Here is a 17,278-nt window from a genome sequence, read left to right as displayed (position 1 = left end):
TCACTTCCTTTGAATGGGTTTAGCAGTTGGTGAAAAAGAGGCAGGTGAGTCCACTTGATCTCGATCATCTACATGGCTTTTTGTCCCGACAAAACCGCTGGCATCTCCAAAATTTTGTCCGTACCCCTGATTTTTTTTATCTGAGTTTTGCCACTCTGCTAACAAATTTTGTCCGACATTCACCGCCGACGCATTTTCAAAGGAATTAATTTTTAACATGAAAATATTAATATTGATATACGGAGTTGGTTGAACCACAGATAAACCTCCTTTTTATAGGTATATGCAAGCACCCATCAAGTATGTTAACAGGAGGTCTTTACATGGACTTCGAAAAAATGAAGCAGTGGATGGATATTGCCCAGCAAATGCATGGGGACGATTTTTGGAAAATGATCTTCGATGATGAGCAAAGATCTCCTTTTATGGCAAATGGTCCATCTCCATTTACGTTCACGCAGCAGGATCAGCGCGGCCCAGATGCGTCGTTCCCACCAATCGACATGGTGGAAACCGCGACAGAAATTCAGTACTTAATTTATTTGCCTGGCTACCGAAAGGAAGATGTACAAGTGTTATCATATGGCGAATATTTGGTTGTGAAAGGACAGCGTTTTTCCTTTTTTAATGAGCAGGATTTTCGCCAAAAGCAGGGGAAGTATGGTCCGTTTGAAAAGAAAATTCGGCTCCCAGAAATGATTCTTGGCCAAATGAATGCAGCCTTTAAAGACGGTGTGCTTTATATCAGGCTGCAAAAAGATGAAGGAAAAGCGACTGCTATTATCATAGATGACGAATATTGATACTCACGGCGTCGATTTGATCACGATCATCAATCGATTCAATCGGCAGGATCGTGATCACGCCATCAGCATTCTGTTCCCCAAAGCCATTGTTTCTTTTAATCGTACTGCAATGATTACAAACAAACGTCGAACCAAACGTCATGGACGATCCTGTGCCCATCGAGTTCGTTTTCATATGGGCAATGTGTATATGAGTAGGCAGCATGTGCTTCTCCCCTTTCTTGTCATCTCTATAAGTATATATCTCACAGCTTTTCCATAGACTAGATCAAGGCAGAAGAAAAGGTTGTGGTCTACTTGAAACATTTCATTCTATCACTCTTTAAAAAAACTGAATCCAGTCCATCCTCCTCTGTCAGCGAGCTGGAAAAAAGGCTCACCGCTCTCGAGCAAAAAATGTCTGCACCAGCTTCCCCTGTCTCAGAGGATACACACATTCATATTGAATCCCTGCATGTGGACAAAATTGATTACCATTTGGAGTTTGGTGAGCTTTCCATTGACCAGCTTCAAGGTAGACTCAATATTGGGGCAACCTATTACACGCCAAAGGACACTCACATCAAAAAATCAACACCACAACCAAAGCCAAAAGAAACAAAAACACCAACGGTCTCGATTCGATCAAAGCCACCTTCGTAACCCGCTCAACTTTTAAGCACAACCGGGAGCCAGAAATACACCGCAAGGACAATCACCACAATACTCATGATATTTAACCAAAAGCCCGCCTTGACCATATCTGATATTTTCAGCACGTCTGCACTAAAAACAGCGGCATTTGGCGGTGTGGAAATCGGCAGCATAAACGCACAAGAAGAAGCCAAAGCAGCCGCAGCCATTAACCCATAGGGCTCGATACCAATCGCAAGCCCAAGCCCTACCGTAATCGGAATGATCATATTGGCAACAGCTGTATTTGACATAATCTCCGTCATAAACAAAATCGCTCCCGTTAAAATGATCAATAGTATGAGATAAGAAAGGCCATTTAAATGCTGTAGATTTTCCCCGATCCACCCTGTTAAATTGGTTTCTGCAAAGCCCGTAGCGAGCGAAAGCCCACCTCCAAACAAAAGCAACAGCCCCCACGGCAGCTGTTTCATATCCTGCCATTCTAATATTCTCTCACCGTTTGTTGCTGGAATGAGAAATAATAGCATGGCACCAAAAATGGCGATGGATGTATCGGATACGGCGGCTCCTCCAAACAAAAAGAGTTTAAAAATCCACAAAAACGCCGTCATGAGAAAAACAGCAAACACCCATTTCTCCTCTTGTTTCATTTTCCCTAAATTCTCTAATCCCTCTCGTATGAACGTTACACTCATTTCACCTGTGTGCTCTACCTTGAACTGTACCTTGGTCAAATACAGAAATAAGAGAATGAGCAGAATCATCGCAACAGGAAATCCAAACAAAAACCATTCAAAAAACATAATTTCCCGATCTAATAGATTTTTTGACATCGCAGCAAACACAGCATTTGGCACAGATCCGACAAGTGTTGCCAGACCACCAATTGACGCTGAATACGCAACCGACAATAAAATGCTTTTACTGAATCGCTCAAGAGATGGACCAGCTAAGATATCATTAGCCTTGACCTCTTTAATCACAGCCAGTGCCACCGGGAGCATCATCAGGGCTGTCGCTGCATTTGAAATCCACATAGATAAAAAAGCAGTCGCGATCATGACTCCTAATATAATGCGGTCACTTCGTGTGCCAATCACCCTTAAAATGTGTAAGGCCATTCTTCTATGCAGATTCCATTTTTCAATGGCAATTGCGATCATAAATCCTCCCATGTACATAAAAACGATCGGATCTCCATAAGCTCTTGATGTCTGTTCCATCGAAAGCCCGCCAAGTGTCGGCAGTAGGATGATGGGCAATAAAGATGTTGCAGGGATGGGCAGTGCTTCTGTCACCCACCATGTAGCCGTCCAAGCGGTAATGCCCAAGACTACCCTCGCAGCATAGGTCAATTCATTTTCAGGTATGAGAAAAAGAATAAGCAAGAAGAGTGCCGGTCCAAGAACAAGTCCAATCACATTCACCTTTTTATAAACGATAACAATTCCCCCCTATTGAAAGCGCTTGTATATTTTTCTATTTTCCACATTCGATGATCTCTTAAGAAATCCTTTAAATCATAAGAAAAAATGAAGATATCTTACATAGAAACAGCTATCATTTTCATCCCTTTCCCAAAACCATGACATCGTGCCTTGGTCTATTTTCATAGGAGAAACTATACAAATCATGTGCAATCACTGTAAAATATAGAAGATCTAATCAAAAATTGAGGTGTTTTCATTGTATACAGATCAACGAAAATCAATTTGGAAACAGAAAAAAGTCATCATCCCCATTCTTAGTATCATCGTAGTTGCTGCTGCTTCCTTTTTCTTAAAAGATTCTCTTTTCTCAAAAGAAAAAGAAGCTTTAAAAGCGGCTCAATCCTTTACAAAACAATTGGAGAAGAAAGACTTTACAAAGCTGGCTGATGAGGTGACAAGTGCGTCTTTGAAAGCCAATGACTTCTCAAAAAAACAACTAGCCGAAAAATACGACAATATCTTCAACGGAATTGGTGCTCATGATCTGAACATATCAAAGCTTAACGTCGAAAAACAGGACAAAGGAAATGGGTATCAATTTTCCTATGATGTAACAATGAAAACGTCATTTGGCAAGCTGCACAAGCTTTCTTACAAGGGCGTTCTCTCAGAAGAAGATGACAAATGGAAAGTCGACTGGAAGCCAAATCTCATCTTCCCGCAAATGGAGAAGGGAGATACCATCAAAGTCAAATCAGATCCTGCTGTCCGCGGAAATATCGTCGACCGAAAAGGACGTACCCTAGCAGAAACAACTGGTGGAAGCGCACTTGGCATCATCCCAGGAAAGCTTGGCACAGGGGAAGAAAAAGAACGCAATATCAAAAAAATCAGCAAGGCATTTGATATAGATGAAGAACTAATCGACAATCAGCTAAAACAAGCATGGGTCACAGACGACACATTTGTCCCGCTCAAATCAATGTTAGAACAGAAGCCGATTCCAAAGGATATAAAAGGCGTCACCTATCAATCAAAGGAAATGCGTTACTATCCTTATAACGAAGCCGCCGCCCATCTCACCGGCTATGTCGGGAAAGCAAATGCAGATGATATCAAAAGAAATCCGGCATTAAAAGCAGATCAAATCATCGGCAAAACCGGCCTTGAATTCGCATTTGACAAAAATTTACGCGGACAAGATGGCGGAAGCATTTTGATCGTCCATGATGAAACAGGCATTGAAGAAACATTGCAAAAGTCAGATCGACAAGATGGAAAAACAGTGAAGCTGACCATTGATGCCTCTTTACAGAAAAAAGCCTATAAACAGCTGAAAGGTGAAAAAGGGGCCGTTACCATCATGAATCCATCATCAGGGGATCTATTAGCGCTTGTCAGCTCTCCTTCCTATGATGTCAATCTCATGACAAACGGGATTACACCTAAGCAATATCAGGCATACAGTGAAAACCCAGATCTCCCATTCCAAGCCCGGTATGCGAGCCGGTATGCACCAGGGTCTACATTCAAAACCATTACAGCAGCCATTGGGCTGGAAACAGGTGTCACAAAGCCTAATAAAGTACGCACCATCCATGGACTGAAATGGCAAAAGGATCAATCTTGGGGCAATTATCGAATTACACGGGTTCACGATAAAGAAAACGTAAATATGGTTGATGCCCTCGTGTACTCAGATAATATTTACTTCGGACAAGAAGCACTGGAAATTGGCAAAGATACCTATGAGAAAAAAGTGAAGACATTTGGATTTGGCGAAGATTTGCATATGCCATTTACAATGAAACCAGCACAAGTATCGAACGACGGCATTCAATCGGACATCTTACTTGCTGACTCAGCATACGGTCAAGGTGAATTACTCATGTCACCAATTGAACAAGTACATGCCTATTCTCCATTTGCAACTGGAGGCAAGCTTGTCTACCCTCGAGTCGTTCAAGATGAGAAAACAGCATCATCAAAACAAATCATCAAAGAAGACTCGGCAAATACAGTAAAAGACGCGCTCACTCAGGTCGTGACGAGTCCAAACGGTACAGCTCACTCCTTACAAATTGAAGGAGCTGATATCGCCGCTAAAACAGGAACGGCAGAACTGAAGAGCAAGCAAGGAGCAACAGACGGTTCTGAAAATGGATTTTTACTTGCATTTAATCCTAAAAAAGAAGATTACGTCCTCGTCGGTATGATTGAAGATGTAAAAAACCGCGGCGGTAGTGGACTCGTCATTCAAAAAATGAAGCCTGTCATCGCATCTTTTTATAAGTAACCGTTTAGAGACACAAGCACTTGTGTCTCTTTTTTCTAAATCATGACAATTTGCTATTGTTTTATAGTTCACCTTATGAATAAAATGAGAAGAATGCAAAATTGAAAACAGTTGAATGAAAGGAGGAAGTCTCATTGGCTATTGCTGCTCGTACAAAGGATAAACCTCAACATTCTGTCACTGGATCAACGGTTTATCCCATTTTATTGATTATTGGCATTTGTCATATGCTCAATGACACTTTGCAAGCCGTTATTCCTGCGATGTTCCCTATTTTAGAACGCTCAATGGGGCTGACCTTTACACAATTAGGGCTGATTGCCTTTACATTAAATATGGTCTCCTCTGTGATGCAGCCCGCTATTGGGTGGTACACAGATAAAAGGCCGATGCCTTATGCACTCCCGATTGCTTTATTTTCTAGTGCTGTCGGTATATTCGGGCTTGCATTTGCGCCTTCCTTTGCCACCATATTGCTTTGCGTTGTCTTTATCGGACTCGGCTCTGCCATTTTCCATCCAGAAGGCTCTCGTGTTGCCAATATGGCAGCTGGTCCAAGACGAGGACTTGCACAGTCCATCTATCAAGTAGGCGGAAATACAGGTCAAGCCTTTGCTCCGCTGATCGCTGCATTAATGCTCGTCCCTCTCGGTCAGTCAGGCGTGGCTTGGTTTACGATTGTTGGAATGATGGCTGTCGGTTTCCTTCTTTATATTTCAAGATGGTACGCAGGAAGACTTCAAACCATTCGAGCTCAAGCGAAAAAAGCTCCAGCAAAAGCTGCAAGATCCGATATTCACCGCAAGTCAGCACTTACAGCACTTGGCATTATCGTCTTTCTCATCTTTGCCCGCTCTTGGTATGGAAATGCGATATCGAATTTCTATGCGTTTTATGCGATTGAACAATATGGATTGACGATTAAAGAATCACAGACTTATATTTTCTTATTTCTCATTCTAGGTGCAATTGGGACATTTTTAGGCGGGCCGCTTGCAGACCGCTTCGGCAAGAAAACCGTCATTTTAATTTCCTTATTGGCATCCTTTCCACTTGCCTTGCTGCTGCCATTTGCAGGACCCGTTTTTGCTTATGTTTTACTTGGATTAATTGGGGTTATTCTGACGTCAAGCTTCTCTGTCACAGTCGTTTATGCTCAAGAACTATTTCCCGGGAAAATTGGCACAATGTCTGGTTTAACGGTTGGGCTTGCGTTTGGTATGGGTGCAATCGGATCGGTCGCTCTAGGCTCATTCATTGATGCCTTCGGTTTAACGCCTACCATGATCGGAGTCGCTTTTTTACCGATATTAGGCATCCTGGCCTTCTTACTACCTAGTGATCAAACCATCTCCAAATGGAATGAATCATAAAAAGGAAAAAACCGCTCAGTGATTGAGCGGTTTTTTCATATCTCATAAAAATGCGTATCAGGAACGTGCTTCTTTGCAATAAACCCTTGCTGAAATTCTGGAAAGACCTTTTGCACCTGTTTAATTTTTTGATGAATTAAATCAGCATACGGAATATAGAGATGATCCACTAAATTTTGTTCTGTCATATAATAATACCAATTCAGATTAAAGGTGTTCTCATCAATGATCGTAAAGGCAGAAAAATGATAGAACAAGAGTGGACATTCGTCGAGATACATATCCCCTTTTACAACGGAAAGCTTGTAGTTTTCAATATTCCAAATCGCGGCATTGGCTCCTTTAGAGGTCACGACATGGACCCTTTCAAAATCATCGATCCATCTTTCAACATACCGCTGATCTCCATACGTCTTATTTTTTGTATCCATTTCGACTGTACAGTGTGCAAGACAGTTTTCCTTCCATTGTGTGACCGCCTGTTTGGCAACGTCTGTGTTGCGGCAGCCGACAAATCCAGTATTAAAGCGGCCAGACAACTCATAAAAATGATAGAACCGCTCAGAATTCATATGATCCGTCAAAAATAAATGAGCAAGGGGATTCTCAGCAAAAATCGCCTCTGGATCATGATAAAAATACAAATCCGTATCTAAATGGGCGAGATAATCTGCTTCTGAGGATTCAAGGATTTTGAGCAGAAAAGCTGGCTTTAACGTCCAGCAATACTCATGGAACGTCCGATCACCCTTTGCCTTTCGCAGCTTGGCATCTTCAATATCTTCAAGCTGTTCATATTGAACGTGCGGATGAGGAAATTCACTTAACACCTTGTAAGCCAAAGGGTCTGCACATAAAACCGACAGCTTAAATGAATGAGCGGTTTGTTCAAGCGAATGAATGAGCGCCAAAAGCTTAAAAACATGGGTATTCGACACAATGGTTGTAAAATGATAAGACGCCATCTACAGCACATCCACTTGAAACAAATCAACGCGTAATAGCTCTTTCGTCAGCCCTTGAATGGCTTCTACAAGCACTGTGCAGCCATATTCGTGCCGTGCAAGCTGCGCTGCCTCTGACAGCTTTTTCAAAGGGACATGTCTAGCGGTTAGCTGATCTTTATTATCGCGTTTGACGCCCACATTCCGCTCTGTAATCAAATGCAGCAGCTCTAAAAAATAAGAGAGCAGACCATCGAATACTGGATTTTCACGCAGCTGCCGGGCCTCTTTTACAATGTCATTTGTGACGGTGTGTGAAAACGGACCAGAGAAAGCCAGATGGACATCTATGGCATCAATATTGTTGTACTTCTCACACATATACAAAATGTTATATTTGATGTCATCAAATGAAGTTAAATTACTTGGATGTTCCTGATGCACGCTCATGATATCCTCTCGCAATTCAAAGGAGAGACCAAGCTGATGCAGACGAATGCCTAAATCATAATCTTCAAACCCGTACCGAACGATATGTTCATCAAACATTCCGAGCGCGATGACATGCTTGCGTTTGACAGAGGAGTTATTCGTAATAAAAAATCGCCACGGCAGCTCATAAGAGCCTAAATCATAATTGTACGTGCGCAAAATGTCTTTGAGAATATCAATAAACTCAGACTGCAAATCAAAGCTTTTCTCTAGAAATGCACCATTCTCCACTTCTTGCATGGATAAAAGAGGCGTTTTATCTTTCATTTTCCGCTCATACAAGCCTTGTTTTTTCAATCGCTTGATATGATCCTTATCAAATGCTTCGTAAAAATAACGATAAATCCGCTTCCAGCATACACCACAAATGACAAGGTCCTCTTGATCAGCATGTGCCTCCGCATGCTTTTGAATAAATTGCGGCTCTGCCAGCATATCGCTGTCATGGAATATCAGCAGGTCTCCCTCCGCCTCGCGAATGGCATGATTGCGACCCTTGGCAATCCCTTGATTCACAGGAATACGTACTTTTTTAAATGGGAAATTCACCTCAATGTTCTCCAGCATTTCCATCGTGCCGTCCGTTGACCCATTATCGGCGACAATGACCTCAAACGGAATATCCGTATCCTGAAGCGTTAAGGAAAAAAGACTTCCTTCTAAACGCTCCTTAGCGTTATAGCTCGGAATAATGACGCTTACCTTTGGCTTTTCATTCATGCGCCATCCTCCTCCAATTTGGCATAGCCGTTAAACAGCGGATCGATCTGCTCAACAGATTCAATCACATGGCGCAGCACGTTTCGATAGGCTTCTTGGAAAAACGGCAGATCATCTCTTCCCTTCTCATGGATTTGCTGCATCTCATCCTTGCTCACGATGCGAAAGCCGCTGAAATGATAGCAAATGAGCGGATGCCCATCATCCAGCAAAATCCGTCCATTTTCTTCCCGATAAGAATGCTGCCCATAGTTCCAATGACCAATATTCACGCCTTTTGTTTGAATATCTTCCACTTTTTCAAACAGCTTCGGCATATGATCGAGATATCCTTGATCGCCAAACTTTCCTTCGCCGGGCGCATTTTTGCATTCCTTCAAGCATTCTTCCTTCCACCAACTAAGGCATTTCCGGCCAGCTTCATCTCCTTTAAAATGCAGGAAGCCTGAGTTATAGCGGCCTAAAAGCTTCTGAAGCATCTTCACTTCCTCAGGATCGAAGCTCGGAATTACAATATCCCCTCTCGAAAGTAAAACAGAGGCTTCCGGCTGATGTTGAAAAATCACTTGCGGGCTCTCATAAAAGAACAAATCCGCATCAAGATAGGTTACGCCCTCTGCCTGCTCCTGTTCAAATAACCACTCAATCCACATCGGCTTTAACGTCCAGCAATATTCAGAGGCATCCCGTTCCTCTTTTTTCTCCAGCAGCTCCGGGGTTTCGAGCTCCCGTACATGAACGAGATCGACATGAGGAAAATTCATTTGTTGAAGCAGATCAAATGCAGCATCATCCATACATAACGTCTTGATGACAGCATCATCTTCTACTTGCTTCAATGATAAGAAAAACGCAACGGCTTGATAAAGTCTTCCACTTGATAGAACCGTACAATATATGCTGTTCATCTACTTACACCTCTATTTTTGAAAGAATTCGCGGTACCATTCAATCGTCTTCTCTAACCCTTCATCAATGGAGTAGTCAGGCTTCCAATCAAGCAGCTTTCTCGCCTTTTCTGCCGACAAATATTGATGCTTAATCTCATGCGTTCCTTGGTTTAAAATACGAGGCTTCAGTTCACTGCCCATTGCCTTTAAAATCTTATCCACGAGCTCAAGCACCGTCAGCTGAATTTCATTACTAAAGTTAAATGCTTCTCCGGCGAGCCCTTTTTCCTCCATCTTCTCAGCTAGCAGCAAATAAGCTTTAACCGCATCTTCAATGTAGAAATAATCACGAATAAAAGTCCCATCACTTCTAATTTCAGGCGCTTCTCCTTCCAGCACAAGCTGGATGGTTTGCGGAATGATTCTGTTGAAATTTAAATCCCCGCCTCCGTATAAATTGCCGCAGCGTGTAATACAAACTGGAAGACCATATGTGTTGTAATACGTGTGAGAAATTAAATCTGCACAGCTCTTTGATACGTCGTACGGATGTTTCCCATTTAGCGGCATGTCTTCATCGTATGGAAGCTGCTCCTGATCGCCGTATGCTTTATCACTTGATGCCACGATGACTCGTTTGATCAGCGGCTGTCTTCTGCAAGCCTCCAGCACATTCCATGTCCCTAAAATATTCGCTTCAAATGTAGAAACAGGGTGTCTATTTGCAACCCCAACAATGGCCTGCGCCGCCAAATGGAAGACAGTATCAATTTCATATTCTCCTAACGCACGTTCAATCGTTTGCATATCCTCTAGTGCACCTTGCACCACATTCATCTTTTCAAATTGACTGCCTTGATATAAATTCGACCTTGGCACCTGATCACGCACAAGTCCAGTTACGTTTGCCCCTTGATCAATCAATTCCTTGACGAGATAGCTTCCCAATAGTCCTGTACATCCAGTCACAAATACATTTTTCCCATTCCAAAAACCGCTCATGCCGTCACCAAACCTTCCATGGTTGTTTTCCATTTGTCCACATGCCATTGATTTCCTTCAGGTTCTTGTACGTATCGATCGCTGTCCAAAATCCGTGATGCTCATAAACCGCAAGCTCTCCATCATTCGCCAAATTTTGAAGAGGCTCCGCTTCAAACACACATTGGTCATCGTCAGTCAAATAGTCAAATACCTTTGGAGACAACACAAAAAATCCTCCATTGATCATCCCGATACTGTCTGTCTTCTCAGAGAAGGATTGTGCCATCCCGTTATATACCTTCAACGTCCCATACTGTGACTTCTTTTCAATTCCTGTGACAGTCGCAGCTGCCCCAAGCTCCTGATGACGCTTCAGCAGATGAAACATATTAATATTGGCAAGTCCATCACCATACGTCATCATGAATGTCTCATCCCCAATGTAGTCCTGTGCCTGCTTTAACCGTCCGCCTGTCATCGTATTCTCACCCGTATCTAAAAAGGTGATTTTCCAGTTCTCTGACTTTCCTAAGAGCTTCATGTCCCCTGTCGCCATATCCAGCTTCATGCTGTGATGCCGCCAGTCATAGTTCAGGAAATACTCTTTGATCTTCTCTCCTTTATATCCAAGCAATAAGATAAACTCATCTACTCCGTAATACTGATAGATTTTCATAATATGCCATAGAATAGGCCGATCTCCGATCATAGCAAGTGGTTTAGGAAGCGCTTGTGTGACCTCACTCATTCTCGTTCCCTTTCCTCCGCAGAGAATGACTGCTTTCATCTTCTCCCCTCATCTCTCTATGAAAATTTTTGATTGAAAACCTTATCTTTATGCGGAAAATCAGTACATGTACCCTCATACTTTGTCCGACATCAGGTTTTGAATCTACTCTATTCATATGTCGAAATGAGAGAGGGTGCCACCTAGCATTTAACTATTTTTACAAATAAAAAAGAGCGAGATTTGTATTCTCGCTCTTTCAAAGTTTAAATTGTATATTATCAGGGTAGATGGTATGATAAACATGTGCATCAACAGCACAAACAGCCTCTTTTTATAAAGAGACTACTAGATGAAATGAATTCAAGTGGCAGCTTGCTTCATTCTCAATATGAATCACGGAGGTGAATTCCCATGGCACAAAACGTACTTTGTGAAGTGAACTCTTGCCGTTTTTGGGCTGATAACAGCTGTACGGCTTCTACCATTAAAATTGGTAAAAACACAATGACTGATGTGACTCGCAATGCTGAAACTGATTGCGAAACATTTGAAACAAAATAAGTGGTTTTTCTGAGATGAAGGAACTGGCAGGTTCCTTCTTTTCTTTTATCATTCTATCAAGAATGATAATTATTATCAAGTGTTTTTCACTAAACATTTCTCGGGAAATAATGACACGATATTTCTCCATTCGTTGACGATTTTCACTCCTTTTTCTATACTCAACATATCCGAAGAAGAAAAAGTGGTGACCAATCAATGGATTTTACGATACGTTTTCTATCATTCTTTGTCGTAGAAATCGAAGGCAAAGATGAACAAGCAAATAAACGGTTTAAGCATTATCAAACATTAGATCAAGAGGAATTTGAACAAAGTGAGCTGAAGGACTTTTTAGATGGTGAGCTAAAAAAAATCGTCAAACGAAAAGTGGACAGACACCCTAAATCTGAACAAGTACCAACCAAAATTGGCCGATTCATTGTCGAACCCGGTCATGAACTCGATTCAAATCCAAACTACAATTTATTTCATCAGACGAGGTTTGCCGATACAAAAGAAGTATTTAATGAATGCAGTGAACAGTTTGTTCGCACATATTTAGATACAAGTGCTGTCAGAGGCGGCGTTTTTTTAGTTGCGTCTGCCGTTCCTAAAAAGTACTTCGATGACTCCTTTGTCTTTATTATGAAATGCGATTTTGAACAGAAAGTCGCTTCTATCGCTGATACATCTACCTTGATCAAAAAAGTAGAAATGGCGATTACGACAAAAAATATGAAATCGATTCAATACCCGTTTATGCCAGAAGAGGGCATGACAGAGGAAGCTGAAGTGAAAATTCACCAATCCTCACACGCTCGTTATTTTGAGGACTTTCTGAAATTCGTCGAATACGGAGAATCTATGCCTGAAATCATGAAATCCCAGGTCATGAACATGGTGCAGGAACAAGTATTTGAAACATTACAGGATGAAAGTGAAGAATTAAAGCAGTTCGAAGAGGATCTTGAAATATGGGAAGCGAGTGAAAAGCGAGAAATTAGAGAAACACTCGATACAGAACAGGTCACACTAGCAGCTTCTCACATTGTGGAACAAACTCCTGACATCACAATGAAAATGCGTCTAGGTGAAACAGAAATCAAAGGACTTTTAGCCGACTTTGGCCACTCGATCCATATTGCAAAGGTCAACAATCGATATGTCGTGCTCGTTGAAGCAGACCAAATCGTCTTTGAAAAAGGAAGCACACCTGTTGAATTCCATAAACCAAATGGGTTAAAAGAGGTTGTCAGCCAGCTCACGCAAAAAGCCTACGATTCAGACTTAGAATAAGAGAATATGACTGCCTCCTGCGATCAGCTGCATGAGGCAGTTTTTTATATAGCGCTTTATTTTTTTACGCTGCACTAGAAGAAACATGCTGCCCGCCTTTTACCCACATGCTGACAAGCATGAAGCTTATGACGAGCATCAGCCAAAAAACGCTGTTTGTTCCGAAAAACTGAATCAATGTATACCCACACAAAGGTCCTAAAGCAGCCCCCATATCTTGAACAAAAGAATAGCTGGCGAGAAAGCGGTTCTTATCTGTTTGAGCAGAGGCTTTTTGAAAGGCAAGTGTATCGGTGAAGGTTGTGACAATCGTTGCCAGCAGCTGAAGCAAAAGCAGCATCAATAGGAACCAGCCGCTTACCTTCAGCATGACCCCAAGAAAACTGAGCCCTCCAAATGAAAGAAACATCCAGCATAGCATTCGTTCCTTCATCACAAGCCGATCAAACCATTTACCCGTTCTCGGTGCGACAAAGGGTTCCCATCCCCACCTGATTGCTTGAATCACACCGCTTAATGCCGAAGCTCCGATGACAAAGCCAAACAGAGTCAATTGATTTTGGTCGATCTTTGCTTCAATGACATGACTCAGCGTGGATGCGAATAAACCTTGGATGATCAGTGCGATCAGCATGCCTGTTATCAGTACTTTAACCACATCTCGTGTAAACCACTTCTGTTTGATGCCCTGATACACCTGCATGCCTTCTCTCTTTTCAATTTCATCCAACGATACATAAAAAATGCACCCCATCAATGTGAGTAAACCAAAGACTAGCGTCATGGACTGGAAGCCGATCAAGCTGGCAAAGATTCCGCCACATAACATGCCAAATAAACTGCCGAGCCGGTAAAGCCCATTATAAAGCCCCGTCAAATGTCCTTGTGTGCCTTCGTCCATTTCAGCCAAAACCCTCATCCCGCTCATACGGAGTAATGTCCAAGCAAGCCCCCATGCGCAGCGGCAGATCAATAGCAGCCAAAAGCCGCTCATCCCATATAATATCGTGGTCACTGACGCGATCAAAATCGCGATCAATACGCCTGTCTTCATTGGGATATATCGATAGAGCCACCATACGACAGGTGCTAGCGGGATACGAATGAATCGGTTAATGGACAGCAGTAACCCGACCTCCCAAATGGATGATAAACCAATCTCTTTCCAATAGACCGGGAGAACAATATAGAGCATTGAATCCCCAATAAGTGCAAATGCTGTGATGAGCGATATTGACACAACTTGCTTTTGACGACGATCCATTTTTTCTTCCCCCTTCGCTACCTTTACGATAAGGGATGCCTTATAATAAATCTAATGAATGTTTTTGATTGTTTTATCAAAATAATTGATAGGTGGTGCAAAGTTGAATTTACACGCCCTTCGGATTTTTGCAAAGGTCGCAGAGACAAAAAGCGTCACACAAACTGCAGATGCACTATCTTTAACACAGCCAGCTGTGACGGCTCAGCTTAGAAGCATTGAACGAGAGATCGGATTTCGCCTTTTTAAACGAAACGGCCGAGGCATTGCACTCACAGAAATGGGAAAAATGCTGCAACCTTATGCCCGGCAAGTGTTTGAGGCTGAAAAGGAAGTAGAATATCAGATCACGCTATTACAAAACGGGAAGAAGGGGCGCCTCCGCATCGCTTCTACCTACGTACCACTCAACTTTTTACTGCCTGATTGGCTGGCTGCATTTAAAACGTCAGCTCCACAGACAGAAATTGAATTAAAAAGCGGAAACTCCGCTCAAGTGATAGAGAGCCTGCTTCAATACAAATCAGATGTCGCCATCGCTGTAATTGAAGATTTGCATCATGAGGAGATCGTTACCTCTCATTTGACGAATTTAAACTATGATTTTATTGTGCCAGCAGACCATCCGTTGAACGGAAAAACCGTTCCGCTAGAGCGCCTGAGCCTGGAGCCTTTTTTGATGCGTGAAGAAGGCAGTTCCACTAGAGATAAGCTCTTTTCCCTGTTCACCTCGAAAGGAATTAAAAAGCCGACTGTTGATTTACAATTCAGCGGTGTTCATGAAGCGATTCAAATGATCAAAGCTGGCTATGGAATCACGCTTGTTCCCCGTGATGCGGTTCAGGGCAGTCTCAAGCGGAAAGAGATTGGGCGAGTATATATCGAAGGCATAGAAATCGTCAGACCTGTTGTGATCTGTAAACGGACGAATGACCTTGAAGAAAATAGAACCGTGGATGCCTTCCTGCAAATGAAGGGTATCGGTCCATTTAAGGAGCCGGCTGCAAATTAAAAAAGTGCCTGTATGAGAAACAGGCACTTTTTTCTATTCTGCTGGCTGCACGATGTCATACGGTACAGCCTTTGAGGCTTTCACTAATTGTTCTGGTGTGATCAGTATTTCATTTCCCCATTCACCTGCTCCAACGCCTAATATTTCTTCCTCTAATAGCGAAGCTTCGATGATGGTGCGGAAACCTTCTGGCTGCCAGCAAAACGGCGGTATTGAACCAATTCGGTAGCCTGTCACTTCTAGAACCTTCTCTGGTGATGCCATTTTAATATTGCGGGAGCCAGCCGCTTTCTTTAGTTTCCCTGACTTAATATGCTGGTCTGCGCCAACCATCACAAGCAGCTGCTCCCCTTCCCCTGTTTCAAAAATCAATGTCTTAATCATTTGTCTTTCACGAAAACCAAGGGCTGCTGCTACATTTGCGGCTCCCTTCTCTGTTTCGGAAGAAAATGTTTTGATCTCATATGGGATGCCGTGCTGATTCAAGAATTCATGTGCTGGCAGTACTTTCATTGATTTGAACCCCTTTCCTTATGATGTCTTTCATTTAGCTTATCACAATCCTCTCATCCTTAAGATGTATTTTTCAATGAAAAGCATGTGGGTCCTTCTTCACCATGCTATACTGAACTTGTTTTTGGAAAGGAGCCGGTTGGATATGGGAAATCAGTTTTGGTGTTATACAGGCAGTAAAAGCCTTCTCATGCTAAGTGATATTCTATTTGTCATGACGATCACATTTGTGATCTATCAAGATACACAATCTGTTGCGTATGCGGCTTTATTTCCGCTAATAAGAACACTATGCCAGCTATTAGCTGGGCTCCTCTCTCCTGTGTTGGCAGATCACTTTCAAGCAGGCCGGCTGTTGAAATGGGTCCCGCTTTTACGTCTTGGGATGCTTATCGTGTTTACAGCCCAATTTCATTTCTTTCAGCAGCATATGGTTTGGCTATTTGTTGCACTCATTCTCATTTCCATCACAGGCGGATTCATTAGTCCTTTATTACAGGCCATCATGCCGATGCTTGTGCCAGAAAATCAGCTTGTGAAAGCAAACAGTACAGCTTCCATTTTTCAACAAACGGTTCAAATTGCCGGCTATTCGTTTACTGGAATGCTCGTTCTGTTCATTGGTCCCTTTTATTTAATGTGGATCACTTGTTTGATGATAGTGTTATCTTATATGTTTTTCTTCCCTATATTTCCTCTTCTTCAGCAAGAAGAACCCGTTCGAAAAGTAAATAAAATGAACAGTTTCAAGGATGGCTGGACGATCATTTGGACAAACAAAACAATTCGTACCCTGACCTTTATGGATGTGTGTGAAAATATAGCAGGCGCTGTGTGGATCGGGGCGATTACGCTTGCCTTTGTCACAAAAGATTTAAACAAAAGTGAGGATTGGTGGGGGTTTATCAATGCCGCTTATTATACCGGCGCCATTCTAGGCGGGCTCTTGGCGGCGTGGATAAGCCGATTCATTCAAAAGCAGCTTCTTCTCTTTATGGCAGCTGGTTCATTCATTTATTCAGTGTTGACCATTGTCTACTCACTGAACAGCCTGCCGTGGCTTGCTTTGCTGCTTTGTATTTTAATGGGGCCTGCCTATCAAATTCGGGATGTTTCGCAGCAGACTATTCTTCAAACGGAAACGCCAGTCCGAGATTTATCAAAGGTGTATTCGGCTCATTACGTCCTTTCCTCTGTATCTGTCGGTTTATCTATTTTCTTTGTTGGATTGATTGCAGATGCATTCGGAGCGAGAACTGTGTATTTGCTGGGCGGTTTGTTTGTGCTCATCTGTTCCGGTATTGCCATCCTCTCTTTTATGAGGCAGAAAAAAAAGAGCGGATGATTCA

Annotated in this window: 18 protein-coding genes; 8 read left to right on the top strand and 10 right to left on the bottom strand. The window is 42.4% G+C overall.

The window, feature by feature from the left end:
• Complete coding sequence (locus SB660_RS11890) at positions 1-258, bottom strand: hypothetical protein (protein WP_012009223.1); 258 nt, start codon at positions 256-258, stop codon at positions 1-3.
• Between the two features lie 65 nt (positions 259-323).
• Here SB660_RS11890 and SB660_RS11885 point away from each other — a divergent pair, with 65 nt between their 5' ends.
• Positions 324-803: an Hsp20/alpha crystallin family protein gene (locus SB660_RS11885; protein ID WP_058015467.1), complete on the top strand. Its 480-nt coding sequence runs from the start codon at positions 324-326 to the stop codon at positions 801-803.
• Here the strand turns inward: SB660_RS11885 and SB660_RS11880 are convergent.
• Positions 784-1,011: a hypothetical protein gene (locus SB660_RS11880; RefSeq protein WP_058015468.1), complete on the bottom strand. Its 228-nt coding sequence runs from the start codon at positions 1,009-1,011 to the stop codon at positions 784-786. The genes SB660_RS11885 and SB660_RS11880 overlap by 20 nt on opposite strands.
• A gap of 92 nt (positions 1,012-1,103) precedes the next feature.
• On the opposite strand from SB660_RS11880, the gene SB660_RS11875 reads away from it, so the two are divergent.
• On the top strand, positions 1,104-1,448 hold the full coding sequence (locus tag SB660_RS11875) for a hypothetical protein (RefSeq protein ID WP_061410220.1): 345 nt from the start codon (positions 1,104-1,106) through the stop codon (positions 1,446-1,448).
• A gap of 5 nt (positions 1,449-1,453) precedes the next feature.
• Here SB660_RS11875 and SB660_RS11870 read toward each other — a convergent pair whose 3' ends face one another.
• Positions 1,454-2,869, bottom strand: a complete 1,416-nt coding sequence (locus tag SB660_RS11870) for an SLC13 family permease (RefSeq protein WP_410582697.1) — start codon at positions 2,867-2,869, stop codon at positions 1,454-1,456.
• A gap of 259 nt (positions 2,870-3,128) precedes the next feature.
• On the opposite strand from SB660_RS11870, the gene pbp4 reads away from it, so the two are divergent.
• Together pbp4 and SB660_RS11860 are read left to right on the top strand one after the other, a co-directional pair.
• The gene (gene pbp4 / locus SB660_RS11865) at positions 3,129-5,168 is read left to right on the top strand and encodes a penicillin-binding protein PBP4(5) (RefSeq protein ID WP_410582695.1); all 2,040 of its coding nucleotides are present in this window, start codon (positions 3,129-3,131) and stop codon (positions 5,166-5,168) included.
• Between the two features lie 134 nt (positions 5,169-5,302).
• The gene (locus SB660_RS11860; RefSeq protein ID WP_410582693.1) at positions 5,303-6,541 is read left to right on the top strand and encodes an MFS transporter; all 1,239 of its coding nucleotides are present in this window, start codon (positions 5,303-5,305) and stop codon (positions 6,539-6,541) included.
• A gap of 35 nt (positions 6,542-6,576) precedes the next feature.
• Here SB660_RS11860 and SB660_RS11855 read toward each other — a convergent pair whose 3' ends face one another.
• The 5 genes from SB660_RS11855 to rfbF are packed head-to-tail and all read right to left on the bottom strand — an operon-like array spanning position 6,577 to position 11,358.
• The gene (locus tag SB660_RS11855; RefSeq protein ID WP_410582691.1) at positions 6,577-7,506 is read right to left on the bottom strand and encodes a putative nucleotide-diphospho-sugar transferase; all 930 of its coding nucleotides are present in this window, start codon (positions 7,504-7,506) and stop codon (positions 6,577-6,579) included.
• Positions 7,507-8,697 carry a glycosyltransferase family 2 protein gene (locus tag SB660_RS11850; protein WP_410582689.1) on the bottom strand — a complete coding sequence of 397 codons (1,191 nt, stop codon included), beginning with the start codon at positions 8,695-8,697 and terminating at the stop codon, positions 7,507-7,509. It abuts the gene before it with no gap.
• Positions 8,694-9,605 carry a putative nucleotide-diphospho-sugar transferase gene (locus SB660_RS11845; RefSeq protein WP_306011825.1) on the bottom strand — a complete coding sequence of 304 codons (912 nt, stop codon included), beginning with the start codon at positions 9,603-9,605 and terminating at the stop codon, positions 8,694-8,696. Before SB660_RS11845 ends, SB660_RS11850 begins: the two co-directional genes overlap by 4 nt.
• A gap of 12 nt (positions 9,606-9,617) precedes the next feature.
• Complete coding sequence (locus SB660_RS11840; RefSeq protein ID WP_041816148.1) at positions 9,618-10,589, bottom strand: GDP-mannose 4,6-dehydratase; 972 nt, start codon at positions 10,587-10,589, stop codon at positions 9,618-9,620.
• 4 nt (positions 10,590-10,593) lie between these two features.
• The gene (rfbF, locus tag SB660_RS11835) at positions 10,594-11,358 is read right to left on the bottom strand and encodes a glucose-1-phosphate cytidylyltransferase (RefSeq protein WP_169057302.1); all 765 of its coding nucleotides are present in this window, start codon (positions 11,356-11,358) and stop codon (positions 10,594-10,596) included.
• Between the two features lie 354 nt (positions 11,359-11,712).
• Here rfbF and SB660_RS11830 point away from each other — a divergent pair, with 354 nt between their 5' ends.
• A complete protein-coding gene (locus SB660_RS11830) occupies positions 11,713-11,862 on the top strand; it encodes a DUF1540 domain-containing protein (RefSeq protein WP_003213883.1) in 150 nt (49 codons plus the stop codon).
• A gap of 198 nt (positions 11,863-12,060) precedes the next feature.
• Positions 12,061-13,140, top strand: a complete 1,080-nt coding sequence (locus SB660_RS11825; RefSeq protein ID WP_012009211.1) for a DUF3900 domain-containing protein — start codon at positions 12,061-12,063, stop codon at positions 13,138-13,140.
• A 64-nt stretch (positions 13,141-13,204) separates the two neighbouring features.
• Here the strand turns inward: SB660_RS11825 and SB660_RS11820 are convergent, their stop codons facing one another.
• Positions 13,205-14,404: an MFS transporter gene (locus tag SB660_RS11820; RefSeq protein WP_410582685.1), complete on the bottom strand. Its 1,200-nt coding sequence runs from the start codon at positions 14,402-14,404 to the stop codon at positions 13,205-13,207.
• Positions 14,405-14,507: 103 nt separating this feature from the next.
• Between SB660_RS11820 and SB660_RS11815 the strand changes: the two genes are divergently transcribed.
• Positions 14,508-15,416: a LysR family transcriptional regulator gene (locus tag SB660_RS11815; RefSeq protein ID WP_061407054.1), complete on the top strand. Its 909-nt coding sequence runs from the start codon at positions 14,508-14,510 to the stop codon at positions 15,414-15,416.
• Positions 15,417-15,449: 33 nt separating this feature from the next.
• On the opposite strand, the gene SB660_RS11810 is transcribed toward SB660_RS11815, so the two are convergent.
• Positions 15,450-15,929 carry an aminoacyl-tRNA deacylase gene (locus SB660_RS11810; protein ID WP_058015478.1) on the bottom strand — a complete coding sequence of 160 codons (480 nt, stop codon included), beginning with the start codon at positions 15,927-15,929 and terminating at the stop codon, positions 15,450-15,452.
• Between the two features lie 145 nt (positions 15,930-16,074).
• Between SB660_RS11810 and SB660_RS11805 the strand changes: the two genes are divergently transcribed.
• The gene (locus tag SB660_RS11805) at positions 16,075-17,274 is read left to right on the top strand and encodes an MFS transporter (protein WP_410582682.1); all 1,200 of its coding nucleotides are present in this window, start codon (positions 16,075-16,077) and stop codon (positions 17,272-17,274) included.
• The last annotated feature ends 4 nt before the right edge of the window (positions 17,275-17,278 follow it).

Origin of the sequence: Bacillus sp. SIMBA_005, assembly GCF_046535585.1 — a bacterium.
In the GTDB taxonomy this organism is placed as follows: Bacteria; Bacillota; Bacilli; order Bacillales; family Bacillaceae; genus Bacillus; species Bacillus pumilus.
This window is presented reverse-complemented; position numbering and strand designations above follow the sequence as displayed.